Annotated in this window: 27 protein-coding genes and 1 tRNA gene; 18 read left to right on the top strand and 10 right to left on the bottom strand. The window is 59.0% G+C overall.

What is annotated here, in order from left to right:
* Nucleotides 1–14: 14 nt before the first annotated feature.
* Nucleotides 15–1,217 (bottom strand): bifunctional alpha/beta hydrolase/OsmC family protein, encoded by a 1,203-nt coding sequence (locus ACTG36_RS06470; protein ID WP_375280976.1) that lies wholly within the window; start codon nt 1,215–1,217, stop codon nt 15–17.
* A gap of 88 nt (nt 1,218–1,305) precedes the next feature.
* On the opposite strand from ACTG36_RS06470, the gene ACTG36_RS06465 reads away from it, so the two are divergent.
* Entirely contained in the window at nt 1,306–2,181 is an 876-nt protein-coding gene (locus ACTG36_RS06465; protein ID WP_375280975.1) for an endonuclease/exonuclease/phosphatase family protein, read from the top strand.
* On the opposite strand, the gene dddP is transcribed toward ACTG36_RS06465, so the two are convergent.
* Nucleotides 2,168–3,508, bottom strand: coding sequence for a dimethylsulfonioproprionate lyase DddP (gene dddP / locus ACTG36_RS06460; protein WP_439141754.1), 1,341 nt, complete (start codon nt 3,506–3,508; stop codon nt 2,168–2,170). The genes ACTG36_RS06465 and dddP overlap by 14 nt on opposite strands.
* 46 nt (nt 3,509–3,554) lie before the next feature.
* Between dddP and ACTG36_RS06455 the strand changes: the two genes are divergently transcribed.
* Complete coding sequence (locus ACTG36_RS06455; RefSeq protein ID WP_375280973.1) at nt 3,555–4,400, top strand: heme-dependent oxidative N-demethylase family protein; 846 nt, start codon at nt 3,555–3,557, stop codon at nt 4,398–4,400.
* A 462-nt stretch (nt 4,401–4,862) separates the two neighbouring features.
* Here ACTG36_RS06455 and glnA read toward each other — a convergent pair whose 3' ends face one another.
* From glnA to ACTG36_RS06440, 3 genes are all read right to left on the bottom strand, one after another.
* On the bottom strand, nt 4,863–6,269 hold the full coding sequence (glnA, locus tag ACTG36_RS06450) for a type I glutamate--ammonia ligase (RefSeq protein ID WP_375280972.1): 1,407 nt from the start codon (nt 6,267–6,269) through the stop codon (nt 4,863–4,865).
* Nucleotides 6,270–6,322: 53 nt separating this feature from the next.
* Entirely contained in the window at nt 6,323–6,661 is a 339-nt protein-coding gene (locus ACTG36_RS06445; RefSeq protein ID WP_375280971.1) for a P-II family nitrogen regulator, read from the bottom strand.
* A gap of 370 nt (nt 6,662–7,031) precedes the next feature.
* Nucleotides 7,032–7,523 (bottom strand): Hint domain-containing protein, encoded by a 492-nt coding sequence (locus ACTG36_RS06440; RefSeq protein WP_375280970.1) that lies wholly within the window; start codon nt 7,521–7,523, stop codon nt 7,032–7,034.
* Between the two features lie 280 nt (nt 7,524–7,803).
* Between ACTG36_RS06440 and ACTG36_RS06435 the strand changes: the two genes are divergently transcribed.
* From ACTG36_RS06435 to ACTG36_RS06420, 4 genes are all read left to right on the top strand, one after another.
* A tRNA-Leu gene (locus ACTG36_RS06435) sits at nt 7,804–7,888 on the top strand.
* 45 nt (nt 7,889–7,933) lie between these two features.
* Nucleotides 7,934–9,265 carry a trigger factor gene (gene tig / locus ACTG36_RS06430; protein ID WP_375280969.1) on the top strand — a complete coding sequence of 444 codons (1,332 nt, stop codon included), beginning with the start codon at nt 7,934–7,936 and terminating at the stop codon, nt 9,263–9,265.
* Nucleotides 9,266–9,441: 176 nt separating this feature from the next.
* Nucleotides 9,442–9,915, top strand: coding sequence for a hypothetical protein (locus ACTG36_RS06425; protein WP_375280968.1), 474 nt, complete (start codon nt 9,442–9,444; stop codon nt 9,913–9,915).
* A gap of 118 nt (nt 9,916–10,033) precedes the next feature.
* Entirely contained in the window at nt 10,034–10,501 is a 468-nt protein-coding gene (locus ACTG36_RS06420; protein WP_375280967.1) for a hypothetical protein, read from the top strand.
* Here ACTG36_RS06420 and ACTG36_RS06415 read toward each other — a convergent pair.
* The 4 genes from ACTG36_RS06415 to rpsF form a co-directional block, all read right to left on the bottom strand.
* Nucleotides 10,498–11,709, bottom strand: coding sequence for an EAL domain-containing protein (locus ACTG36_RS06415; protein ID WP_375280966.1), 1,212 nt, complete (start codon nt 11,707–11,709; stop codon nt 10,498–10,500). The two genes, ACTG36_RS06420 and ACTG36_RS06415, sit on opposite strands and share 4 nt — an antisense overlap.
* Nucleotides 11,710–11,854: 145 nt before the next feature.
* On the bottom strand, nt 11,855–12,484 hold the full coding sequence (gene rplI, locus ACTG36_RS06410) for a 50S ribosomal protein L9 (protein WP_375280965.1): 630 nt from the start codon (nt 12,482–12,484) through the stop codon (nt 11,855–11,857).
* Between the two features lie 12 nt (nt 12,485–12,496).
* Complete coding sequence (gene rpsR, locus ACTG36_RS06405) at nt 12,497–12,724, bottom strand: 30S ribosomal protein S18 (RefSeq protein WP_049834805.1); 228 nt, start codon at nt 12,722–12,724, stop codon at nt 12,497–12,499.
* A gap of 29 nt (nt 12,725–12,753) precedes the next feature.
* Nucleotides 12,754–13,107: a 30S ribosomal protein S6 gene (rpsF, locus tag ACTG36_RS06400; RefSeq protein WP_375280964.1), complete on the bottom strand. Its 354-nt coding sequence runs from the start codon at nt 13,105–13,107 to the stop codon at nt 12,754–12,756.
* 275 nt (nt 13,108–13,382) lie between these two features.
* On the opposite strand from rpsF, the gene ACTG36_RS06395 reads away from it, so the two are divergent.
* From ACTG36_RS06395 to ACTG36_RS06380, 4 genes are all read left to right on the top strand, one after another.
* Nucleotides 13,383–14,009, top strand: coding sequence for a hypothetical protein (locus ACTG36_RS06395; RefSeq protein WP_375280963.1), 627 nt, complete (start codon nt 13,383–13,385; stop codon nt 14,007–14,009).
* 123 nt (nt 14,010–14,132) lie between these two features.
* Nucleotides 14,133–15,068, top strand: a complete 936-nt coding sequence (gene fabD / locus ACTG36_RS06390; protein WP_439141749.1) for an ACP S-malonyltransferase — start codon at nt 14,133–14,135, stop codon at nt 15,066–15,068.
* 75 nt (nt 15,069–15,143) lie between these two features.
* A complete protein-coding gene (gene fabG / locus ACTG36_RS06385) occupies nt 15,144–15,881 on the top strand; it encodes a 3-oxoacyl-[acyl-carrier-protein] reductase (RefSeq protein WP_439141747.1) in 738 nt (245 codons plus the stop codon).
* A 202-nt stretch (nt 15,882–16,083) separates the two neighbouring features.
* Entirely contained in the window at nt 16,084–16,317 is a 234-nt protein-coding gene (locus ACTG36_RS06380) for an acyl carrier protein (protein ID WP_085865552.1), read from the top strand.
* 112 nt (nt 16,318–16,429) lie between these two features.
* On the opposite strand, the gene ACTG36_RS06375 is transcribed toward ACTG36_RS06380, so the two are convergent.
* Complete coding sequence (locus tag ACTG36_RS06375) at nt 16,430–17,161, bottom strand: PilZ domain-containing protein (RefSeq protein WP_375281141.1); 732 nt, start codon at nt 17,159–17,161, stop codon at nt 16,430–16,432.
* A gap of 227 nt (nt 17,162–17,388) precedes the next feature.
* Between ACTG36_RS06375 and fabF the strand changes: the two genes are divergently transcribed.
* The 8 genes from fabF to ACTG36_RS06335 all read left to right on the top strand — a co-directional run bounded on the left by fabF (nt 17,389) and on the right by ACTG36_RS06335 (nt 24,959).
* Nucleotides 17,389–18,648, top strand: coding sequence for a beta-ketoacyl-ACP synthase II (gene fabF, locus ACTG36_RS06370; RefSeq protein WP_375281142.1), 1,260 nt, complete (start codon nt 17,389–17,391; stop codon nt 18,646–18,648).
* A gap of 2 nt (nt 18,649–18,650) precedes the next feature.
* Nucleotides 18,651–19,823 (top strand): endolytic transglycosylase MltG, encoded by a 1,173-nt coding sequence (gene mltG / locus ACTG36_RS06365; protein WP_375281143.1) that lies wholly within the window; start codon nt 18,651–18,653, stop codon nt 19,821–19,823.
* Nucleotides 19,824–20,004: 181 nt separating this feature from the next.
* Nucleotides 20,005–20,358 (top strand): hypothetical protein, encoded by a 354-nt coding sequence (locus ACTG36_RS06360; RefSeq protein ID WP_375281199.1) that lies wholly within the window; start codon nt 20,005–20,007, stop codon nt 20,356–20,358.
* On the top strand, nt 20,267–21,622 hold the full coding sequence (locus tag ACTG36_RS06355) for a DNA-packaging protein (RefSeq protein WP_375281197.1): 1,356 nt from the start codon (nt 20,267–20,269) through the stop codon (nt 21,620–21,622). Before ACTG36_RS06360 ends, ACTG36_RS06355 begins: the two co-directional genes overlap by 92 nt.
* Nucleotides 21,623–21,760: 138 nt before the next feature.
* A complete protein-coding gene (locus ACTG36_RS06350; protein WP_375281144.1) occupies nt 21,761–22,948 on the top strand; it encodes a phage portal protein in 1,188 nt (395 codons plus the stop codon).
* A complete protein-coding gene (locus tag ACTG36_RS06345) occupies nt 22,941–23,159 on the top strand; it encodes a GTA head formation protein, RCAP_rcc01685 family (protein ID WP_375281145.1) in 219 nt (72 codons plus the stop codon). Before ACTG36_RS06350 ends, ACTG36_RS06345 begins: the two co-directional genes overlap by 8 nt.
* 12 nt (nt 23,160–23,171) lie before the next feature.
* Nucleotides 23,172–23,714: an HK97 family phage prohead protease gene (locus ACTG36_RS06340; protein ID WP_375281146.1), complete on the top strand. Its 543-nt coding sequence runs from the start codon at nt 23,172–23,174 to the stop codon at nt 23,712–23,714.
* A 39-nt stretch (nt 23,715–23,753) separates the two neighbouring features.
* Nucleotides 23,754–24,959 (top strand): phage major capsid protein, encoded by a 1,206-nt coding sequence (locus tag ACTG36_RS06335; RefSeq protein WP_439141742.1) that lies wholly within the window; start codon nt 23,754–23,756, stop codon nt 24,957–24,959.
* Nucleotides 24,960–25,113 lie beyond the last annotated feature (154 nt).

Genomic DNA, 25,113 nt, shown 5'->3' with positions numbered 1-25,113 from the left:
AACGAAACAGGCGATTATGCAAGATCGGTTTTGATGTGATTGCTGCGTTCCAGGGTTTGGTGCACTGGGCAGCGATCCGCGATTTCCAGCAGGCGCGCGCGTTGGGTGTCGTCCAGATCGCCTGTCAGGTGGATGGTGCGGGTGAAGCTGTCGATCTTGGATTTGGCTTCCGCGTCTTGGCCGTGGACTTTGTCGTGGGTGACATCGACGCTCACTGAAGCAAGAGGCCAGCCTTTGCGGCGGGCGTACATGCGGATGGTCATGGAGGTACAGGCGCCCAGACCTGCGGACAAAAAGCCGTAAGGCGTGAGGCCCTTGTTGGTGCCGCCGTAGGCTGCGGGTTCGTCGGCCAGCACATGGTGGGGGCCACTTTGGATGTCTTGCAGAAAGCCTGCGGGGTCGGCCTCTGACACGCGCAGGATGCCTTCGGGGATGCCGATGGGGGGGGCGGGACGGCGTAGGTCAATGTATTTGGTGGCCCAGCTTGCGATCAGCGTGGCGGCATATTCGGCGTCTTCGGCCCGGCCCAGCAGATGGTCGGCGTCATCAAGGGTGATGAAGCTTTTGGGGTGTTTGGCGGCCAGAAAAATCTCGGACGCGTTGGTGATGCTGACGGTGGCATCGCGGGGCGCGTGAAGCACCAGAAGGGCCGCGCCAAGCGACCCGATGGCCGGTGTAAGTTCGCCCTTGGCGATGTCTTCGAGGAAATCATTGGAAATGCGGAAGGGGCGACCGCCAAGGCTGACCTCGGCCACGCCGTCACGGATGATATCGGGTAGGCTGTCTGCGAAGTTTTCAGTGACATGTTCGGGATCAAAGGGTGCGCCGATGGTGACCACGCCTTTGATTGACGTCATCTGCGGAGCAGCCTTGAGGATGGCTGCGCCGCCCAACGAATGTCCGATCAGCAGGGAGGGGGACATGTCGCGTTTGTCGAGTTCTGCACAGGCGGCGATGAGATCCTGCACATTGGTGGTGAAGTTTGTGTTTTCAAATTCACCCTCTGAATGGCCAAGGCCGGTGAAGTCGAACCGCAGCACGGCAATCCCCATGGAGGCAAGCCGTGCCGCGATGCGACGCGCGGCGGGGATGTCTTTGGAGCAGGTAAAGCAATGGGCAAAAAGCGCTGTCGCCAGATGCGGCCCATCGGGCAGATCAAGGCGTGCGGCAAGCAGTTGGCCGTCGTGGCCGGGGAAGGTAAAACGTTCGGTGGGCATTCATTTGGGTCCTTCTGTTGCGATGAACGTGGACCCGTGACACAGAGGCCGCAAGGCATGTGACGGTGGCGTCACGGAGAGGTGAAAGATGTGGCAGTGGGGTGCGCACGGGCTTTTGGTCGCGGTGCTGGTTCTTTTTGCGGGCAGTTTTGCAGGGGCGCTGCATCCGGTTGGTGACAGCCTTGCGGTGTTTAGGCCTTTGATCGTTATCGGCATTTTCCTTTTGGGATTGATTGTTCGCACCCGCAGGCTGGGGCGAATGAGCGTCGTAATTGGTCTGGTCGCGGGCGCGGTGCACGCCGCGGGTTTTGTAAACAGGTCGGCATTGAATGGGCCTGCCGATGTGACAGTCTATCAAAAGAACCTGCTCATTTATCCTGCCGACAGAACTGCCTTTGTCGCGGATGTGGAATTGGTCGATGCGGATGTGGTCACCTTGCAAGAGGTCAGTCTGGACAACCGCCCGCTTTTGGAGGCCTTGCAGTCCGCCTATCCCCATCAGCTCCTGTGCGATGGCTATGACGGAATTGCAGTCGCGATTTTGTCAAAGACCACGCTTACTGCGCAGCAATGCGCGGCAGGCAGGGGGATTGCGCGGGCCGAAACACAGATCGCAGGGCGGTCTGTTCAGGTCTACGCGCTTCACCTGTATTGGCCGTGGCCCAAGCCACAGCTGGCACAGGTTCTTGATCTGCAACGAAAAATGGCGCCCTTGGACGGAGGTGTGACCGTCGTTGCTGGGGATTTCAACATGGTCGCGCGCGGCCACAGCCTTGCCCTGATCGAAGCGGCCACGCAAACGCAGCGGGTGGGGCCATTGGTGCGGACATTTTCCCTGTCAGGGTATCCATTAGGGATCGATCACGTATTGGCAACCGGCGGAACCGGCGATCTGGAGGTGCGGCCGCTGATGGGGTCGGACCATTACGGGGTCGTGGCGCGGATCGGGTTTACTGACCCATAAGTTCAGCATCCCATGGATAGGTCGTCAGACGTTCATAGCCGTCCTCGGTGATCAGCACCTGATCTTCGAGCTTGATGGAGAAATCACCGCCGACTTCGCCCACCAAGGCCTCGACACACAGGGTCATGCCGGGCTGAAGTTCGTAATCAAACGCGCCGGGGACCATTTTGTCGGGGTAGGCCACGAGGGGCCATTCATCGCAGAGCCCCACGCCGTGCATCAGGCAGCCGTATTTTTGCGCCTGATATTTGTCGTGCAGCACATGGGTGTTGCGGCTGAGGTCTTCGATATTCACGCCCGCTTTCAGCATTTCCATATTGGTTTCAATATGCTCGACGCCGTGCTTCATGGCCTCGATCATATCGGGGCGGGGTTTGTCGGGGCCGATCCACCAACTGCGCGAGATGTCGATACAGATGCCATAGCTGCCCACCAGATCGGTGTCGAAGCTGATGATTTCATTGGGCTGGGTGATGCGCGGCCCGCATTCCTGAAACCACGGGTTGGTGCGTGGACCGGAGGCCAGCAGGCGGGTTTCGATCCATTCACCGCCACGGCGAATGTTTTCGGCGTGCAGCACCGCCCAGATGTCGTCCTCTGAGGTGGTGCCGTTTCCGGCGTGGCCGCGCGCGAAATCCTCCATCGCGCGCACGGCTGTTTCACAGGCGTGGTTGGCGCAGCGCATGGCCAGGATTTCGTCAGGGCCTTTGATGGCGCGGGATTTTTCGGTGACTTCCTCACCTTCCATGATCTCAAACCCCTGCGCCTCAAGCGCGCGCAACCCGTGCAGCATGACTTTGTCGACGGCCAAACGCATGGTGCCGCCGCCGTGCTCTGCGATCAGGGTGCGGACCTCGTTTGAAAAGACGTCAGCGGCCACGTCCACCTTATCGCCACGATCGAAATAGAACAGATCCGCGCCGGAGCGTTGTTCGCGCACCAGAGGGTTAAACGTGCTGAGGAAGGGGGAGTTCTTGTAATCCCAGATCACCATATACCCATCCGCGCAGAGCAGCACGGCGCGGAACGGATTGTGGGTGTTCCACAGTTGCATGTTGGTGCTGTCGGTGGCGTAGCGGATGTTGAGGGGGTCAAACATCAACAAGCCGCCGTATCCACGGTCGACGATGTGCGATGTCAAACGCCGCCAGCGAAAGTCGCGCAGGGCGGACAGATTGGGCAGGGTGAGGCCCGCGGCCTCCCATTCTTGGAAAGCCAGCTGGGTTGGGCCGATTTCAATCCTGTCGGCGTCATTGGGGGTTCCGTCGCCCAAAGTGGCCCCACGGGTGGGATCAATCTTGCGCGTGTCGCGGTAATGGGTGTTCATGGTCGTCCTCCCGTGCTGGTGTTGGGATCAGCGTGGCGGGAGAAAAATGACCTGTCCGGTCAAAAAACGACATCGGGGTGTGGCGCAAATGGGCGAAGACGCGGGGCCGATTTTACAAGCGCGATTGCCTGACGGGCAGGCGGAACGCGCGGCTGCGCGGTTGCCATCTATGCAGCCGGTGCAGGGTCCATGGCTGCGCATGGATGACGCATATGGCGCGCAAATGGCAGAGCGGCGCCGGCTGCTGGCCAAGCGGCGGGGGGAGGTTTATGCCCAGCTGACACCAGGTTTGCCCGCAGCGCGTGCCTTTCTGGAGGAGGCTTTGACGGCTTTGCCGGACGGGTTTGAGGCCTCAGCGGACCACCTGCGCTGCCCGGATGGCGCGCGCGTCGCGATTGACTGGGACGCGCCGCTGCTGACCGCGGGCCATGTGTTGCAACAGGATGTGTGTATTCTGGAAAAACAGGGGGATGAACATGTGCTGACGGGCGCTGTCCTGTGTTTTCCGGCCAGTTGGACTTTGTCGCAGAAGATCGGCAAGCCTTTGGTCCGCATCCACAAACCGGTGGCGGACTACGATGCAGGCATTGCTGCACGGGTACAGCGGCTGTTTGACGGGGTGAAACAGGGGCAGCCCATGTGGCGCGCCAATCATCTGCGGTATTTCGATCCGACCTTATTCCAGCCCCGCGCAGAAGATGATCAGCGTCCCGTTGGACATCCCAGTGCCCCCTTCATCCGAAGCGAACGCCAAACTGTCTTACGGCTGGGCGTTCAGGATGCGGTCGCGTTTGTCATTCACACTTTTGTGGTCGACGTATCTTCAGAACACAGCGATCAGGATCAGGCCGCACATGACACCGATGGTCGCAGCGGATTTGATCGAACTTGAAAAGCACCACCGCAGTGGATCTTTGATCATGTCAAGGAAGCTGCGCGGTTCATCGCCATACCGTAAAGATCCCACGCCGCCTGTCGCGATCCCACGCGACTGCCATGCCTGAGGCATGGTTGAAGCCCCAGCCCGCACTGCGGAGGCTGGAATGTTCGACGATCGGTGGGTCCCGAAACCATGAGTGGATTCATAGGGAGACGACGGCGGGGTATACTGGTTCACATTACTCATGTTGACGTCGTGTCATCTGAGTTGGTCAACATCACGTTAACGTCAAGGTTAATTGGCGAAGAAACTATGGCACGATCATGGCCCACCGGTTTTCGTTTGTGTCCATTCTTCAACAATTCTTTGCCGGCTGCAGGGCTGAATTACACAGTCGCATATTCCGGCAAGAGCCTGATTCAGAATGAAAAAGGGCGCCCCGATGGGACGCCCTTCAGATGGTTTTCGTGCGAATTAGCAGCTGTAGTACAGCTTGAATTCGACAGGGTGGGGTGTGTGTTCGTATTCGTACACTTCTTCCCACTTCAGATCCATGTAGCCTGCGATCTGGTCTTTGGTGAACACGTCACCGGCCAGCAGGAAGTCCATGTCTTTTTCCAGCTCGTCGAGCGCTTCGCGCAGGGACGCGCAGACCGTTGGGATTTCGGCCAGCTCTTCTGGAGGCAGATCATACAGGTCTTTGTCAGACGCCGCACCGGGATCGATCTTGTTCTTGATGCCGTCAAGGCCAGCCATCAGCAGTGCTGCGAAGCACAGGTAGGGGTTGGCTGCGGGATCAGGGAAACGGGCCTCAACGCGCTTGGCTTTGGGGCTTTCGGTCCATGGAATACGCACACAACCGGACCGGTTACGGGCGGAATAGGCGCGCAGAACGGGGGCCTCGAAGCCTGGGATCAGACGCTTGTAGGAGTTGGTGGACGGGTTCGTGAAGGCGTTCAGCGCTTTCGCGTGCTTGAGGATACCACCAATGAAATACAACGCTTCCTGAGACAGGTCCGCGTATTTGTCGCCAGCAAAGAGCGGCTTGCCGTCTTTCCAGATGGACATGTTCACGTGCATACCGGTGCCGTTGTCGCCTGCGATGGGCTTGGGCATGAATGTCGCGGACTTACCGTAGGCTTGGGCGACATTGTGGATGACGTATTTGTATTTCTGCAGCTCATCGGCCTGTTTGGTCAGGCTGTCAAAGATCAAGCCGAGCTCGTGCTGGCAAGACGCCACTTCGTGGTGGTGCTTGTCGACCTTCATGCCCAGACGCTTCATCGTGGACAGCATTTCAGACCGGATGTCTTGTGCGTCGTCGATTGGGTTGACGGGGAAATAGCCGCCCTTGACGCCGGGACGGTGGCCGGTGTTGCCCATCTCGTACTCGGTGTCTGTGTTCCAAGCGGCGTCAATCGCGTCGACTTCGTAACCCACTTTGTTCATGGAAACGGAGTACCGCACGTCGTCGAAGAGGAAGAATTCCGCCTCAGGACCCATGTAGGCGACATCACCGATGCCCGTGGATTTGAGGTATGCCTCTGCGCGCTCGGCTGTGCCGCGCGGGTCGCGGTCGTAGCCTTCGCCGGTGTCGGGCTCAACAATGGAGCAGTGCAGGCAGAGCGTTTTTTCAGCATAGAACGGATCGATGTAGGCGCTGGTCACGTCTGGCATCAACTTCATGTCGGATTCGTCGATGGATTTCCAACCAGCGATGGAAGAGCCGTCGAACATGAATCCTTCTTCAAGGAAGTCTTCGTCCACTTGGTCGGAGCACAACGTGACGTGCTGCAGCTTACCGCGTGGGTCCGTAAAACGGATGTCAACGTAGTCGACATCTTCGTCAGCGATCATTTTCACGAGATCTTTGTTGGTCATTACTTGAGTTTCCCCTGGTCAATAATGGGTTGGTTGAGGTGGGATGAAACGCCTTAGAGCGCTTCGTCCCCTTCTTCGCCGGTCCGGATGCGGATCGCTTGCGCGACATCGGATACGAAAATCTTGCCGTCACCGATCTTGTCGGTCTTGGCAGCTGTGATGATGGCCTCGATGGCGCCTTCGACCTGCTCGTCGGCCAGAACCACTTCGATCTTCACCTTTGGCAGAAAGTCGACGACGTATTCCGCGCCACGATACAATTCGGTGTGGCCCTTCTGGCGGCCGAAACCTTTGACTTCAACAACGCTCAGACCTTGGATGCCGGCGTCTTGCAGGGCTTCCTTAACTTCGTCCAGTTTGAACGGTTTGATGATGGCCTCGATCTTCTTCATCGGCCGACTCCCCTTGGATCATGTGTTTGGTTGGGTCAGACCACTTTCGGACCGGCGGCTCAATTCAACCCAAGTCAGGCGCCCAAAGGGAAATGACGATTTGACAGTGTTTGCTTAAAAATTAGGCAAATAGATGCGAGGGCGGGCGAAATTGAATCTTCGGTGCGAGATGCCTGATATTATGCGTCCAAATTTGCAGCACCGCCTGCCTCTCTGGTTTGCAAATACCTCGGGTGAGCGCGCAGCGCGAGGGCAGAGCCCTAAACCGCGAAACGCAGCCTCGAAAGACTGCGTTGAAACAGGCACGCAACGGTGCCAAAGACTATAAAACTGCGCGCGTCAGCGCCCCTTGAGGTCAGAGGCGGGACGATCAGACGTTGGTGCTGGCAACCTCAAGGCCGTCTGCGTAGATGATGTGCTGGCGGTCAAAGACCACCTCATAGACCATCATGGCCGCTTCGCTCTCTTCGGACACAAATTCGCCGTCCAGCAGGCGTTTTGCCTTAACCGTGGCGACATCTGCGCCAAACAGGGCCTTGGCGCGCCAATCGCGGATGTGGACCAGCGTGTCGGGGCCAACAATCATATCGTCCTCGGGGCGGGTGTGGCCCAGCGACCCGGCCTTAATCTTGATAGGGGATGTTTTTGCTTTGGTGCTGCGAATTTCGCGCAGAACCGACATGCCTGCGTCACGGGTGATCACCCGGTCGCCAACTTTGAGGTTTTCGACGGGTTTTTCGCCATCCAGCGTCATCACCGTGGTGCCCTGGGTCAAACCGGCCACATTCTTGCGGCTGACGGATTTCAGGGGTGTCGCAACGATTGTGCGGTCATCAAAGTCTTCAGTACGTCCCAGGTGCATGGCGTTTCTCGCTCTCAGCTTATGTCTGCTCAATGTTTTGCCCTGAAATATGGCAAGAAAACGTTACCGGTGGGACATAATTCGTATCATTGCAGGGCATTGATGGGATGTGAGTCTTTTTCGTCACGGATGAAACGATCGAAAACAACCCCAAAGACGTGACGGCAGTAGCGGCAAAAGACCTTGTGGGGCAGGGCGTTTTCCTCTCGCATCCCCTGTCGCTCTTTGCTAAGACGCGCCCAACTTGGGGGGATGGCTTTGCCGTCCCCTTATAAATACAGCGGGTGTGGCGGAATTGGTAGACGCACCAGATTTAGGTTCTGGCGCCGCAAGGCGTGGGGGTTCAAGTCCCTTCACCCGCACCAAAATTGCCCCATTTCGGGGCGTGAGAGACAAAAAGGACGATACCCATGACGGTCAAAGAGACCCTGAACGACGGCCTGAAGCGCGGCTATGAGATTACGGTGACCGCTGCCGAACTTGATGGCACAGTCAACGACAAGCTCAAGGAAGCGCAGCCAGAGATCGAGATGAAGGGCTTCCGTAAGGGTAAGGTTCCTATGGCGCTGCTCAAAAAGCAGTTCGGCCCAAAGGTTTTGGGCGAAGCCATGCAGGAAGCGGTCGACGGTGCCATGAACAAGCACCTCGAAGAATCCGGCGATCGCCCCGCGATGCAGCCTGAGATGAAGATGACCAACGAAGACTGGAAAGAGGGCGACGATGTTGTCGTGTCCGTGTCTTACGAAAAGCTGCCTGAAATTCCTGAGGTCGATTTCTCCGGCATCAAGCTCGAAAAGCTGGTGGTGAAGGCCGATGACGCCTCTGTTGAAGAAGCCTTGGGTTCTCTGGCTGAGACCGCGCAGAACTTTGAAGACCGCAAGAAGGGTTCCAAGGCGAAAGACGGCGATCAGGTGATCTTTGACTTCTTGGGCAAAGTCGACGGCGAAGCATTTGACGGCGGTGCCGCTGAAGGCCACGCGCTGGTGCTGGGCTCCGGTCAGTTCATCCCCGGTTTCGAAGAGGGTCTGATCGGTGTGAAAGCCGGCGATGAAAAAGACGTCACGGTCACCTTCCCCGAGGATTACAACGCCGAACATCTGGCGGGCAAAGAAGCCGTGTTCGAGTGCAAAATCCACAACGTCCAAGAACCAAAGGCCGCCGAGATCGACGACGAGATGGCAAAGCAGTTCGGTGCCGAAGATCTGGCCGGTCTGAAGGGGCAAATCTCCGAGAAGTTGGAAGAAGAGTACAAAGGTGCGGCCCGTGCCGTGACCAAACGCGCACTGCTGGATGAACTGGACAAGGCCGTGTCCTTTGAACTGCCACCGTCCCTGGTCGAGGCTGAAGCGGGCCAGATTGCCCACCAGCTGTGGCACGAGGAAAACCCTGACGTGCAGGGCCACGATCACCCCGAAATCACGCCAACAGAAGAGCACACAAAGCTGGCAGAACGCCGTGTGAAGCTGGGTCTGCTTTTGGCTGAAATCGGTCAGAAGGCCGAAGTTCAGGTGGCCGACGCTGAATTCACCCAAGCGGTCATGAACCAGGCGCGCCAGTACGGCAACCAAGCGCGCCAGTTCTTTGAATTTGTTCAGCAAAACCCACAGATGCAGCAGCAAATCCGCGCACCCCTGTTCGAAGATAAGGTCGTCGACCATATCGTTGAGGGCGCCAAAGTGACCGAGAAAGAGGTCTCCAAGGATGATCTGCAGAAGGCTGTTGAGGCCCTCGAAGAAGAATAAGTCAGTTCGCACTGACGATGCGAAGGCCGTCCCGTTGGGGCGGCCTTTTTCTTTGTCTCGCACCGCGAAACGCCGAAAACTACGGAAAACCTGACCCGATCTCCACGAATTACCGCTAGGTCAATTTTGACCTTTTGGATAAACTTCATTTACGTTTTAGATATTGGGGAAAGAACATGAAAAAACTCTTAGCAACGGTTGCAGCATTGGTGGGCTTTGCAGGGGCGGCGCAGGCCTGCCCGAATTGGAACTTGGATCCCAATTACGGGTCCTACAATTTGTCACTGGGCCAGATGCGGGCCGGCCAGCGGATTGGCCTGCAGGCGGGGGGCAACAACTACGTATGGGACTGTCCGAACGTGAACCCGCAAACGGATACGGGGGCGGGATATTTCACGTCTTCGCCGGATGTCCGGATTTTCGCGAACAACATCGAAGGCAACCGGTTGGTGCTGCGTGTGAACAGCGATTGCGACAGTGCGTTGTTGATCAACACCGGCACTGCGACGTGGTATTACGACGACGATGACGCAGGAAATCTGGACCCGCAGATCGTTCTGACGCGGCCGCGCAGCGGGCAGATCGACATCTGGGTGGGAACCTATGATGGTGGTTATTGTGACGCGAACCTGATCATTCAGGCCCAGTAAAGTCTGGCAGAATGAATGACGAAGCCGTCCCCGACAGGGGGCGGCTTTGTTCGTGTTGACACAATTGTCAGGGGATGACGGGTTTTCGATCTGCCGTGGGTTGGGCTAGGGTTCGGGAATGAGATTGATTGCATTGTGTTTGATCGGCTACGCAAGCGGTGCTGCGGCGTCCTGTCCGGACCCCACCCAAGATGCGCCACGGTTCGAGGCGACGGGTCCTGATTTGATTGCGCCTAAGTCTTGGCCGATAGAGGTCGCAGGTGAGCGTATCGCCCCGTGTGCGCAATGGGTGCTGCAGGGTACAGCACCGGTGGATTTGGACGGGTATTTGCCTGTAGCCCCAACGGCGGTTTTTGATCTTGAGGGGATGGGTCCCCACATCTTGATGGTCATGGCCGAAGCCCAATGCGCGCCCATTTTGGCGGTGCGATCGGCGGACGGGTTGTGGCACGTTGGCGAGACGGCAAACGACCGCGAAGAGGTGGTCGTTTGGGGCGCACCTGATGGGCCGTTGCAAGTCTGGGTCGGGGCGCGGGAACAGACGACCTGCGAGGGCACCGTCACCCTGGAGACATTCGACCGTTAGGCCACGCTTTCGAGTTCTGATCCGCTTGGGCGGGCATTCAGCAGGCTGAGCAGGTCTTTGCCCTCTGCAGGGCGGTGGAAATAATACCCCTGCGCGAGGGAGCAGCCCAAGTCGGAGAGGGTTTGCACGTCCACATCGGTTTCAACGCCTTCTGCAACAATATCAACGTCCAAGGCGGTTCCAAGCCCGACCAACATCGACACGATGCTGCCCGAGACGCGGTTGCAGTGGGCGTCACCGGCAAAGGCGCGGTCGATTTTGAGCGCGGACAGGGGCATTGTTTTGAGGTGGGCAAGGTTGGAATAACCGGTGCCGAAATCGTCGATCGACAGGCCGCAGCCAAGACTTTGGATGCCGTGCAAATTGTCGAGAACGTCTTCGTTGTCGGGCACGAAGGCGGTTTCTGTCACCTCAAGTTTGATAAGTTCGGGGGGGATATTGTGTTGTGTCAGGATATCCGCCAGCTGGGCCGCAAAACCGGGCCGCGCCACGTCGTGTCCGGAAATGTTGATCGAGGCAAAGAAGGGCACATCCCTGTGCCGGGCAATGTCGATCTTGTTCAAGGTTTTACAGGTTTCGTGCAAAGCGAATTCAGTGAGTGATCCGATCACGCCAAGGTCTTCTGCGACAGTGATGAACCGTTCGGGAGAGACGAAGCCACGGTCAGGATGGGTCCACCGCATCAGCGCCTCAAACCCGACAATGTCACCGGTCTGAAGGGTTACAATGGGTTGATAAACCATGGTCAGTTCGGACTTGGCGATGCTGCGCAGCAGGTCGATTTCGAATTTATATTGTTCAATCAGATCATCTGCATTTTGCACTTTCGCTTGGGCCACAGGCAAGGTGGGCAGGTTGTCATTTGTCACTGTTGCCAGTCGGGCGTTGAAGGCGATGGAGGTTTCGACACAGGCGCGCAGAAGCGGGCTGACGTTGTCGAAATCTGTCAGGATAAGATCGGACGAAATGCGGAATACGACCGTTTCGGTCACAGCCTGCGCGCCGACATATCGCGGATGGCGGGTCAGGACAGACAAACCGCCCAAGACAGCGCCGCGCCCACGGGTTTCATAATTGATCCGCTGGCCGTTTTCGGTGCGATACATCACGACCTCACCCGACGCGACAAAATAGGCATCGGTGTTCCCGTCGCCTTGTTCATACAAAACATCACCGGCGCCAAGCGCGACTAGTCCAACTGGCTGCATATTATGTCCAATTCCATAGGGGCGGCCCAAGGCCATCCCCACCTCTAAAGGTCACTGGTTAAGTTTGACTGAATTGGAACAATTTGAACGAAAAGGGCCGCGCAATTTACTGCGCGGCCCAATGTTGTGAGTTGAGGAAAGACGATTAGTCTTCGTCGGAGGCGTCTTCTGCCTCTGCCGCAGGGGCAGGGGCTTCGTCGTCACCGAAGTCATCCATACCAGCGGCACCGATGTCATCGAAGAGTTCCTGAATTTCAAACTCAGCAGCGGCTTCTTCTTCGGCGGCCAGTTCAGCGATGGATTTACCAGCGGCCTGAAGTTCGGCTTCCTCGGTGGAGCGTGCCACGTTCAGCTTGACGATCGCGGACACCTCAGGGTGCAGCGTCACGTTCACGTCGTGGATGCCCAGTTCTTTGATAGGGGCGATCAGGGCGACCTGACCACGGTCCACGGAGAAACCAGCCTCGGTTGCGGCATCTGCGGCGTCGCGTGTGGACACGGAGCCGTAGAGGTTGCCGCCGTCTGAGGCCTGACGAATCACGATGAAGGTTTCGCCGTCCAGCTTTGCGGCCAGATCTTCGGCTTCTTTCTTCGTTTCCAGATTGCGGGCTTCAAGCTGCGCTTTCTGGTCTTCAAAGGCTTTCATGTTGTGCGCGTTGGCACGGAGCGCCTTGCCTTGGGGCAGCAGGAAGTTGCGGGCATAGCCCTCCTTGACGGAGACGACTTCGCCCATCTGACCCAGCTTGGCTACGCGTTCGAGAAGGATGATATCCATGATGTCGGTCCTTTACTTAACAGCGTAAGGCAGCAGGGCGAGGAACCGGGCGCGTTTGATCGCACGTGCCAAGGCACGCTGGTTCTTTGCACCGACTGCGGTGATACGGGAGGGAACGATCTTGCCGCGCTCAGAGATGTAGCGCTGCAGGGTACGTGTGTCTTTGTAGTCGATCTTCGGGGCGTTTTCGCCCTCGAACGGATCGGACTTACGACGACGGAAAAATGGTTTAGTAGCCATGACTTACAGTCCTTTCTTCAACTGATGGATTAGCGGCGCTCGCGACGGCTGTCGCGTTCGTCACGTTTCTGCATCTGAACCGAGGGGCCTTCCTCGTGCGCGTCGACCTTGATGGTCAGAACGCGCATCACGTCGTCATGCAGGCGCATCAGACGTTCCATCTCCTGCACGGCTGTGGCCGGTGCATCGGAGCGCAGGTAGGCGTAGTGGCCCTTGCGGTTCTTGTTGATCTTGTAGGCCATGGTCTTGACGCCCCAGTACTCGGATTCGACCACCTTGCCGCCGTTGTCGGCCAGCACTGTGGAGAAATGTTCGATGAGGCTTTCAGCTTGCGTGTTGGACAAGTCCTGACGCGCAATAAACGTATGCTCATAAAGCGGCATGCGTAACTCCAGTCATATTCGGCGCATTTCATAGGGCGAGGTTTGCGGCCCCGCCCTCACCCACGAGAGACTGCGCAGTTCATAAAAAACCGCGGGACCGATGGGGCCTTATACAAATGTGGGCTGGGGGATCAAGCGAAAGACGCAAGACGTGTTGGGGCTGAGGGACGCTGGGCTGATGGTAACGGTTCATTAACTTTGATTGGTCGCAAAGCTGTCCTTTTTTGGCCCCCTTTGGGCGGCAACGTGTTCGGGACAGACAGGAGACCGAAGACATGACAGCCATACCCGATCCATCCTCGTTTTTCGACAAGATGACATCCGCCCCAGCCGGTGAGATTTCGGTTCTGCCGCAGGTGAATGAGAGGTTTTGGGGGTACGAAGTGTCCATGTCACAGGCCGAACTTGGATCGGCTGCGGTCATCCGCATGACGGCCATTTTCACAGCGATTGTGTTTGCAGCGGCGGCGGCTGGTTTGATGGTGATGCCGGCAGGACTTGCCCCCGATGTGCATGCGGCGTCACGCGGTTTGGCCGCCTTGGTTTTGATTTGCGCCGCAGGCTTGGCGTGGACGGTGGCGGCGCGCTGCCGCAAAATCAAGGTTCAGTTGGACACCCAGAAAGGCGAAATCCGGCAGGTGACTGGCGGTCGGGTAGGCAGTGGGGCGGTTTTGACCTGTCACGGGCTGGACGCGGTGACATCGGTCAAGGTGGTCGCATCGGGGTTCGACCGCACTTTTGGTCAGGTGCACGTTGAGGTGTCCGGCTATGGCACGATTGTGGCCGGTGACGGGGCGATTGTGGGCCTGAACCGCCTGCGGGACCGGATCGCCCATGATTGCGGCCTGCAAGGTCCGTCGCGCCGAGACGCTATTTGGTCCGGACCACTGGCGGCGGCCTGAGCCCGCCTTTGAACGAATGAGGGCGGCCCCGTAAGGGGCCGTTTTTATTTGTACACGCCCTAAGTCTTGTGCCTTTCGGGTCGTGGCTATACCCCTTGTGGCAAGCAATGAGGGAGAAGCCGCATGAGAGCTTTTGTTTTTCCGGGCCAAGGCGCACAGACGATCGGGATGGGGAAGGCCTTGGCCGACGCCTATCCGGCAGCCAAAGCTGTGTTCGATGAGGTGGACGAGGCTTTGGGTGAGACGCTGTCCGATCTGATCTGGACGGGCGATATTGGGGATTTGACCCTGACGCGCAACGCACAGCCTGCCTTGATGGCCACGTCGCTCGCCGCCATGCGCGCGCTTGAGGCGGAGGGCGTCTCGATTGAAGCGGCGTCCTTTGTGGCGGGCCATTCCTTGGGGGAATATTCCGCGCTGGCCGCATCGGGCGCGTTGAGTGTGGCAGACACCGCACGGCTGTTGCGCATTCGCGGAGAGGCCATGCAAGAGGCCGTGCCAGTGGGCGTGGGCGCCATGGCGGTGCTGCTGGGCATGGATTTCGAGGCGGCACAGGCCGTGGCCGAGGAGGCCGCACAAGGCGAGGTCTGCCAAGCGGCCAACGACAATGACCCGTCTCAGGTGGTGGTGTCCGGTCACAAGGCCGCTGTGGTACGCGCGGTTGAGATCGCCAAAGCCAAGGGCGCCAAACGCGCCATGTTGCTGCCCGTGAGCGCCCCGTTCCATTCATCCCTGATGGCCCCTGCGGCCGAGGCCATGGCAGGCGCTTTGGCGGATGTGACGATGTCGGCCCCTGCGGTGCCTTTGATTGCGAACGTCCGTGCCGAAGCTGTGGACGCTGATGAGATCAAGACGCTTTTGGTAGAGCAGGTCACCGGATCGGTGCGCTGGCGCGAAAGCGTGCAGTGGATGGCCGGTGCTGGCGTCACCGAAAGCTGGGAGATCGGGGCAGGCAAAGCCCTGTCCGGCATGATCAAACGGGTTGATCGCAGCCTGGCGACACGCGCCGTCGGCACGCCCGATGATGTCAGAGCCGCGGCGGAAAGCTTGGCGGGGTAGCAGAGTTTCAAGGAAACTCTGAGCACAAATTTTAAAAAAATTTGCCCGCCTGTGGCAAGTGAAAGGAACAACGAGATGTTTGATTTGACTGGGAAAAACGCGCTGATCACCGGGGCCTCTGGTGGGATTGGCGGTGAGATCGCCAAGACCTTGCATGCCGCAGGTGCCACCGTGGGGCTGTCTGGCACGCGTGTGGAACCGCTTGAGGCCTTGGCCGCTGAATTGGGCGAACGCGCCCATGTGCTGCCTTGCAATCTCAGCGATGGGGAGGCTGTCGATGCGCTGCCCAAGCAGGCCGCTGAGGCCATGGGATCGGTCGATATTCTGGTCAACAATGCAGGGATCACCCGCGACCAGATTTTCATGCGGATGTCGGACGCGGAATGGTCAGATGTGATCAACGTGAACCTCACGTCCACGATGCGGCTGTGCAAAGGCGTCATTCGCGGCATGATGAAGGCGCGGTCGGGGCGGATCATCAACGTCAGTTCTATTGTGGGGGCCACGGGCAATCCCGGGCAGGCCAATTACGCAGCCTCGAAGGCGGGCATGGTGGGGATGAGCAAATCCATCGCCTATGAGGTCGCGTCGCGCGGCATCACCGTCAACTGCATCGCACCGGGGTTCATCGCGACAGCCATGACCGACAAGCTGACGGACGATCAAAAGGACAAGATCAACGGTCAAATCCCTGCCGGTCGCATGGGCACGCCCGAGGAAATTGCGGCGGCGGCGCTTTATTTGGCCAGCGACGGGGCGGCCTACGTCACAGGCACGACTTTGCATGTCAATGGTGGTATGGCGATGTTGTGACCCTATATTGGGGTCCTGACCAAACGGTCTGAAAGCGTTTGCCAAGCGGTGAATCTCTGCTATAGGCCACGCAGAATTGAGGTTCGTGACGTAGCGTCGGGGACTTCGGGCCCCTGAAGGGGGCGCAAATGGTCCGGTGTTGCGGGAGTGACGGTGGGCTGACCAACGGGCGCAAAGCCCTGAACTATGTGAGGAATTTGACATGAGCGACGTCGCAGATCGTGTTCGCAAGATCGTTGTAGAGCACCTGGGTGTGGAAGAAGACAAAGTTGTTGAAGGCGCGTCCTTCATCGACGACCTGGGCGCAGACAGCCTTGACACAGTTGAGTTGGTTATGGCCTTCGAAGAGGAATTCGGTATCGAAATCCCTGACGATGCAGCCGAAACGATCCAGAGCTTCGGCGACGCCGTAAAGTTCATCAAAGAAGCGTCCTAAGCGACCCTGTCTTTGACGGTTAGAGAAAAGGGCAGCGCCAGATGGTGCTGCCCTTTTTCGTTGCTGCGGGCCTGAGGCGTACTGGGGTCCCGGAGGGGCAGACGACACCGGCCTATTTGTTGCGAACAAGCGACCGGACGACCGACATCACCAGCGGGTTTTGAAACACCACGCCTGCGAAATGTCCGTTCTGCCACGTAAGTTTTGCGGCGATTTTGATGCCGCCCACGGTCATCGTCGCCTCCTGCGAGGGGATCGGGTAATCTGGTAGTTTAATCTTTGCACCCTTCGCACTGATATCGAACACCCGCGTTTGAAAACAGGTATCCCCGAGTTGAACAGAGGCGGAAATATTGCACATGAACCGTTTCGCGCGCCGTCCCCGTTTCCGGAAAAGGTAAAAGGTCCCTCCGAGGATGATCAGCGTGACGATCACAAGGGCGGCGTAGGCAGACAGTTCGGCTTTCCACGCGGAAAAACCGCCCCTGATGCCGCTGGTTGTCAGGTCTGTGGGCGCACTGGCGCCGGGGCGGGGGGCGGAGAGCATCAGGTAGGAGTGCGAGCCACACAAAGAAAAACTGGCCGATAACATCTGTCGCAGCAGACGTCGCGGTTCGGGGGCGGCGAGTTGGGTCCGCTTGACGGCGGGAGGCGTATCGGTGGCGGACAGGATTTGGTCGACGGAGGCTGTGTAGTCGCGGATTGCGGCGCGAAGGGCGCGATTGTCTGGGAAGTAGGTGTTTAGGGTTTCGGTGCCTTCGGCCAGTTGTTGCAACGCCGCGTCCATCTGCGCGGATGGTCCGACGGCGGCGCGGTTTTCAATCTCATCCACAGTTTTGATCATGTCGCATATGCCCGCTGCCGCTGAGGAGCCGACGCCAATCAGCAAAACCGACATGAGGGATCTAAAGGGTTGCACGGGTCCTCCAGCAAAACTGTCGACATGTTAATGATGAATCTTTTCCAAAGTCTTAAGGCCGCCGATCTGACTGAGAGATCGGCCATGGGCTTGCCCCCAGCTTAGGAAGCGGGGTAAATGGACCCAAAGAAAAGCAAGCGTGAGGGTGTGGCATGCGTCGAGTGGTCGTTACAGGTTTGGGGTTGGTGACACCCCTTGCAGATGGGGTCGAAAAAAGCTGGGAGCGTATTTTGGATGCGCAATCCGGTGCGGGGCCCATTACGCATTTTGACCCTGAAGGGTTTGGCACAACATATGCCTGCGAAGTCCCCTATGGCGACGGCAGCGACGGCACGTTCAATCCTGACGCCTATATGGAGCCAAAAGAGCGCCGTAAGGTTGATGATTTCATCGTCTTCGCCATGGCGGCGGCCAAGCAGGCGGTTGAGGATGCCGGTTGGCAGCCTGAGGACGCGGCTGATCTGGAGCGCACGGGTGTTCTGACCGGATCGGGCATCGGCGGCCTCAATTCCATCGCCAACACCGCGATTATGATGAAGGAAAAAGGGCCGCGCCGTGTATCGCCGTTCTTTGTGCCGGGCGCTTTGATCAACCTGATTTCTGGCCAGATCGCAATCAAATACGGATTTAAGGGGCCGAACCACGCGGTTGTGACGGCCTGTTCCACGGGCGCGCATGCCATTGGCGATGCCACGCAGTTGATCAAATCGGGCCGTGCGGATGTGATGATTGCAGGCGGGGCCGAGGCCACGATCTGCGAGATCGGGATCGCGGGCTTTAACGCCTGTAAGGCGCTGTCGACCAAACGTGCGGATGACCCGAAAGCGGCCAGCCGCCCTTATGACGCGGACCGCGACGGGTTTGTGATGGGTGAGGGTGCGGGCATGGTCGTGTTGGAAGACTACGATCAAGCGGTCGCCCGCGGGGCCAAGATTTACGCCGAAGTGCTGGGCTACGGCCTGACAGGCGATGCCTATCACATCACGGCCCCGTCTGAGGATGGTGAAGGTGGCGAGCGGTCCATGCGGATGGCGTTGAAGGATGCGGGGCTGGAGCCTGCGGATATTGATTACATCAACGCCCACGGCACATCGACCATGGCGGATACCATCGAATTGGGCGCGGTGGAGCGGATGATGGGGGAGGCTGCGTCTAAGGTGACGATGTCCTCCACGAAGTCGGCCACGGGGCACCTTTTGGGGGCTGCAGGCGCGATTGAGGCCATATTCTCGATCCTTGCGATCCGCGATCAAGTGGCACCGCCGACGATCAATCTGGACAACCCGGCGGTTGAAACAAAGGTCGATCTGGCGCCCAATGCCAAGGTCGAACGGGAGATCAATGTGGCGCTGTCGAATTCGTTCGGGTTTGGCGGCACGAATGCCTCCGTCCTGTTTGGTAAGGTCACCTAACCATGTGGAAACATATCGCCAGCAATGCGCTGACGTTTCTGGTTGTGGGGCTGTTCTTGCTGGGTGGTGTCATCGTTTGGGGCACCAATCAGTATTCTGCCGAGGGTCCTTTGGACGAGGCGATCTGCGTGCAGGTCCCATCGGGCAGCAATATGCGGCGGGTCAGTGAAAATCTGGAACGGGAGGGGGCGATTTCGTCGTCTTCGATTTTCCGGATGGGTGCGGATTATTCCGACAAGACCAGCCAGTTGAAAGCGGGCAGTTTTTTGGTGCCTGCGTCGTCTTCCATGGAAGAGATCGTGGATATCGTGACGCGCGGCGGGGCAAGCACCTGCGGGACCGAGATTGTCTACCGTGTGGGTGTGACGCGGACCTTGGCACAGGTGCGTGAACTGGACCCCGCGTCGGGCCGGTTTGAACAACTGGCGAGCTTTGAGCCTGCGGTTGAAGACACGCCTGCGGTTTATACCGAAACCCGAGAGCAGAGCGATACGCAGTACCGCGTTGTCATTTCGGAAGGGGTGACAAGCTGGCAGGTGGTTCAGGCGCTGAACGCGCTGGAATTCATGGACGGTCAGGTTGATGAAATTCCGCCCGAGGGGCTGCTGGCACCTGATTCTTATCAGGTGAGCGCGGGGGATTCGGTGGCGGAATTGCTGGCGGATATGCAATCCGCGCAGGAGCGCACCTTGGCTGAGGCGTGGGCATCACGGGCCGATGGGTTGCCGTTGAACAGCCCCGAAGAGGCGCTGATTCTGGCGTCGATCATTGAGAAAGAGGCTTCGACCTCGGATGAGCGGTTTGACGTGGCATCGGTCTTTGTGAACCGGTTGAACCAAGGGATGCGGTTGCAGACGGACCCCACGGTGATTTACGGCGTCACAGAAGGGCGCGGGGTTCTTGGACGTGGGCTGCGCCAGAGCGAGCTGCGGGCCGATAACCCTTGGAATACTTATGTGATTGACGGCTTGCCGGCGACGCCCATTGCCAACCCAGGGGCGGGGTCCATTGAGGCCGCGTTGAACCCGGCGGACACTGATTACATCTTCTTTGTGGCTAAAACGCTGGACCCGCGTGACGGGCATAATTTCGCTGTCACGCTGGCCGAACACAACGACAATGTCGCGATTTATCGTCGTCTGGAAGCGGAGCGTGCCGCGTCATCTGACAATTAAAAGGTTAACGGATTGTCCCATGGGGCGTGCGCTAACACTTTGCTAACATTTGGAAAAACGGACAGCCGGGGGTAGATTTCCCCCATGCTGGAAGAGACTTGGACGGGTCTTGGGGCATTTCACCCCAAGGCCTGTTTTTCGTTGGACGATCGGGCGGAGCAACCTGAGAGGGGATTGCCCCATGACAACCCAAAGCGGTGGGAACACCACCGAACAGAAATCGGCCGCCGAACGTATTGAGGAGGCTAGGCGGCTTCATTCAAGCATTCGGGACACGCTGAAAGCAGTTTTGGATCTGGTTGAGCAGGGAGAGCTCAAGGAGGTGGCATCGCTGCCGAAACAGATGACGCAACTGCATCAGGCGTACCTCGATATCAATAAGAAAGAGGCAGAGTTCAATGAGCAACACGGAACAGGACTTCGGGACGGGGACATCGATTTCGATGCCGTCCGGGATCAAATCAGGTGCCGCCTTGGTCGCATCCGCAAATGCTGCCGATCAAGCGACGTTTCTGAACGGTCTGACGAAAGCTGAACTGAGGGCCTTGCCCTATTTGTTCGCGTTCTGGGCGTTGGACCATCAAGTGCCGCCAGAGGGGGACTGGCGGACCTGGGTCATTCTGGGAGGCCGCGGCGCAGGAAAGACGCGCGCGGGTGCAGAATGGGTGAGATCGATGGTGGAGGGGTCGCGTCCGCGCGACCCCGGCCCGGCGCGGCGGATCGGTTTGATCGGTGAGACGATGGAGCAGGTGCGCGAGGTGATGGTTTTCGGGGAGAGCGGGATTTTGGCCTGTTCGCCGCCGGACCGTCGCCCCAAGTGGAGCGCCACGCGGCAAATGCTGACGTGGCCCAACGGGGCTGAGGCGCGGTTGTATTCCGCGTTTGATCCCGAGCGTTTGCGTGGGCCGCAGTTTGATGCGGTCTGGGCGGATGAGCTGGCGAAATGGCCCAAAGCGGCCCAGACGTGGGAGACGTTGCAGTTTTGTCTGCGGTTGGGCGACCAGCCACGGGCCTGCGTGACCACGACACCGAAGAACGTGGCAGTGCTGAAGGATTTGTTGGCGCGGGAGGGCACGGTGCAGACCCATGCCTCCACCGCCGAGAACCGCGCCAATCTGGCGGACGGGTTTATTGAGGCCGTGCAGGAGCAGTTCGGCGGATCGCGTTATGGTCGACAGGAATTGGAGGGCATTTTGCTGCCTGATGTGGAAGGCGCGCTTTGGACGTCGGATGCGTTGGAGACCGTGCATGTGAAAACCGTGCCTGAACTGGACCGGATCGTCGTGGCGGTGGACCCGCCTGCGGGATCGGGTGCCACGTCGGATGCCTGCGGGATCGTGGTTGCGGGCATTGTGATGCAGGGACCCGTCAAAGACTGGCGTGTCTATGTGTTGGAAGACGCCACTGTCCAAGGGCTGTCGCCCAATGGTTGGGCTGCAGCTGCGGTGGCCGCGATGGACCGGCACGGGGCGGACCGGATGGTCGCCGAGGTCAATCAGGGCGGTGCCATGGTGGAAACCATCGTGCGGTCAATTGATCCGACGGTGTCCTATCGCGGGGTTCATGCCACGCGCGGAAAATCTGCGCGGGCAGAGCCTGTGGCGGCTTTGTACGAGCAGGGCCGAGTGCGGCATGTGTCCGGTCTGGGTGAGTTGGAAGACGAGATGTGCCAGATGACGGCGCAGGGGTTTGATGGACAAGGGTCCCCCGACCGCGTGGATGCGCTGGTTTGGGCGTTGACGGATTTGTTTCTTGATCCGTCTGCCAAATGGCGCGCGCCACGGGTGCGGGGGCTTTAGGGGCCTGTAAACAAGGGCTTTCGTAGGGTGTTGCAGGGGCACCGTGCGGGGCCATCAGACCTTCGAAACCTTTAAGGTGCAAATTCTATTCAAGTTACAGCGATGGCCGCCAGAGGGCGGGACCCAAGGGAGAGTTGGATGTTTGATTTTCTAAAGCGATCTGATGTTGAGACAGCACAGGCGGCACCGTCTGAGGTGAAGGCATCGGCCACGGGCAAGATTGCCGCTTGGGGGGCTGCGGGTCGCACGGTTTGGGGCGCGCGCGATGCGGCCAGCCTGACGCGGGTCGGGTTTACGGCGAACCCCGTGGGCTTTCGCGCGGTCAAGATGATCGCGGAGGCGGCAGCGGCGCTGCCGTTGGTGTTGCAAGATGAGCAGCGCCGGTATGAGACCCATCCGGTCATGGACCTGATCCAGCGGCCCAATGGCGCGCAGGGCCGGGCGGAGTTGTTTGAGGCGTTGTTTGGTCAGCTGTTGTTGACGGGCAATGGCTATGTTGAGGCAGTGGGCGGCGAAGACGGGCCGGTGGAGCTGCATGTGTTGCGGTCGGACCGGATGTCGATTGTGCCGGGTGCGGATGGCTGGCCTGTGGCCTATGATTACACCGTGGGCGGGCGTAAGCATCGCTTTGCCGTGGGTGAGAGTGCATCCCCGATTTGTCATATCAAGTCGTTCCACCCGCAGGATGACCATTACGGGTTGAGCCCGATGCAGGCGGCTGCCACGGCGCTGGATGTGCACAATGCGGCCAGCCGGTGGTCCAAGGCTTTGCTGGACAATGCCGCACGGCCATCGGGCGCGATTGTCTATCGCGGGGCTGATGGGCAGTCGCAACTGTCGAGCGATCAGTACGATCGGTTGCTGCATGAGATGGAGACACAGCATCAAGGGGCCAAGAACGCGGGCCGTCCGATGTTGCTGGAAGGGGGGCTGGATTGGAAGCCTATGGGCTTTAGCCCCTCGGACATGGAATTTCTGAAGACCAAGGAAGGGGCCGCCCGTGAGATCGCCACTGCCTTCGGCGTGCCGCCGATGCTGTTGGGGATTCAGGGCGATGCGACCTATGCGAATTATCAAGAGGCGAACCGCGCGTTTTACCGTTTGACGGTCTTGCCGTTGGTCACGCGGGTGACGGGTGCGATTGCCGATTGGTTGGGGGATTTTTCCGGTGAGCGGATCGATCTGAAGCCTGATCTGGATCAGGTGCCGGCCTTGGCGTCCGAGCGGGACGCGCAATGGAAACGGGTGGGCGAGGCGTCTTTCCTGACTGACGCAGAAAAGCGTCATTTGCTGGGATTGCCTGCGCTGGAGGTGGGCGATGAATGATCTGCGCGACACGTTTGAATGTGGCCCCAGCCTGCGCATCGAGGCCCATGAGAGGTTGGCGGCGCTGCAATTTGCGCAGCTGAACACCCAGCTGGGCAAGATTGAAACGATGATGGAGCGGCTGGAGCGGCGGTTGTGGCTGACGGTCTACGGCGTGGTCGGTGTGATCCTAGCGCAGGCGTTTGAATCCATTTTGACGGCGACCCCCTAAGGGAGATTTGAGATGACTTTGGAACATAAATTTATCGCCCTTGGGGATGCCAAGCCGGTTGAAAACGGGATCGAGATTTCGGGCTATGGGTCGCTGTTTGGCAAGGCCGATCAGGGCGGCGATGTGGTGGCCAAAGGGGCCTATGCCAATTCGTTGGAACGCATGGCCGCGAAGAACAATCGCGTCAAGATGCTGTGGCAGCACGACCCTGAACAGCCCATTGGGGTTTGGGATGAGGTCCGTGAGGATGAGGCGGGCCTGTGGGTCAAGGGCCGCATTCTGACAGATGTGGAAAAGGGCCGTGAGGCCGCCGCGCTGATTGAGGCGGGCGCCATTGACGGGCTGTCCATTGGGTACCGCACGGTGCGGGCCACGAAGAATGACACGGGCGGTCGCCTGTTGTCGGAGCTGGAGCTTTGGGAGGTGTCGCTGGTGACCTTCCCGATGCTTCCTGATGCGCGGGTGGGCGCGAAGGGGGATGACCCCTTTGAGACTGCCATGCGTGATTTGGCAGGGGTGTTTGAGGATGCCCGTGCCGTGCTGGGCGGGATGTAGCCCCGGCTTTTCACCGAAAAGATCTGAAGGATCACCAACATGACGACACCCGAGTGCAAGGCTCGGGCTGGGGAAGATGCGCCTTGTGCGGCGACCCCAAGCCCGAACCCAGCCGCTGAGCTGAAGTCCGCGATGGCGGGCTTTGTGAGCGAATTCAAAGGCTTCACGACCAACATTCAAACCAAGTTGCAAGAGCAGGATGACCGCATGACCAAACTTGATCGTAAATCTACCTTTGGCGCACGCCCCGCGCTGGCCACCGCTGCCTCTGTTGAGGCGCCCCATCAAAAGGCGTTTGAGGACTATCTGCGTTCCGGCGATGATGACGCGCTGCGTGGCCTTGAGATGGAAGGCAAATCCATGTCCACGGCTGTGGCCGCTGACGGTGGCTATCTGGTGGACCCGCAGACATCTGCGACCGTTCAATCCACACTGGCCGCCACGGCGTCGATCCGTGCGATTGCCAATGTCGTGAACGTGGAAGCCACGTCCTACGATGTGCTGATTGATCACACCGAAATGGGTGCTGGCTGGGCCACTGAGGCGGGGTCCACCGCTGAGACTGGCACGCCATCCATCGACCGCATCACCATTCCGCTGCATGAACTATCCGCGCTGCCGAAAGCGTCCCAGCGTCTGCTGGATGACAGCGCCTTCAACATCGACGAATGGCTGGCCGGTCGCATCGCCGACAAGTTTGCCCGTTCCGAGGCCGCTGCTTTCGTAAACGGTGACGGCATCGACAAGCCCACCGGCTTCCTGACAGCGCCATCTGTGGACAATGACGTTTGGGCTTTGGGCAACCTTGGCTACGTCGTCACCGGCGTTGATGGTGATTTCGACGGGGCCGACGCGCTGATCGATCTGGTCTATGCGCTGGGGGCTGAGTACCGCGCCAATGGCACGTTCGTCATGAATTCCAAAACGGCAGGTGCTGTGCGCAAGCTGAAGGACAATGACGGTCGTTTCTTGTGGTCCGACGGTCTGACGGCAGGTGAGCCTGCACGTCTGCTGGGCTATGCCGTTCTGATCGCGGAAGACATGCCCGACATCGGGTCTGACACCACGCCAATCGCCTTTGGTGATTTTGGTGCCGGTTACACCGTGGCCGAACGTCCTGATCTGCGCGTGCTGCGTGATCCCTTCAGCGCCAAGCCACATGTGCTGTTCTATGCGACCAAGCGCGTGGGCGGGTCTGTTTCCGACTATGCGGCGATCAAGCTGCTGAAGTTCGGCACCGCGTAAACGCGCTGCTGCACGGAACGGTTCTGCCTTCGGGCAGGGCCGGATCCGGGCGCGTGCGGGGCGCGAGTTCATCTTCGCGTTGTCCAGCTGCTTCCTTCCGTCCGAGCAATGCGGGGAGCACGCGTCCGGGTTTTCAGCCAAATGGCGGACCCAA

Source organism: Pseudooctadecabacter sp., from assembly GCF_965657175.1.
Classification (GTDB): Bacteria; Pseudomonadota; Alphaproteobacteria; order Rhodobacterales; family Rhodobacteraceae; genus Octadecabacter.
Note: the sequence above shows the minus strand (reverse complement) of the source record. Positions and strands in the feature narration are given on the sequence as shown.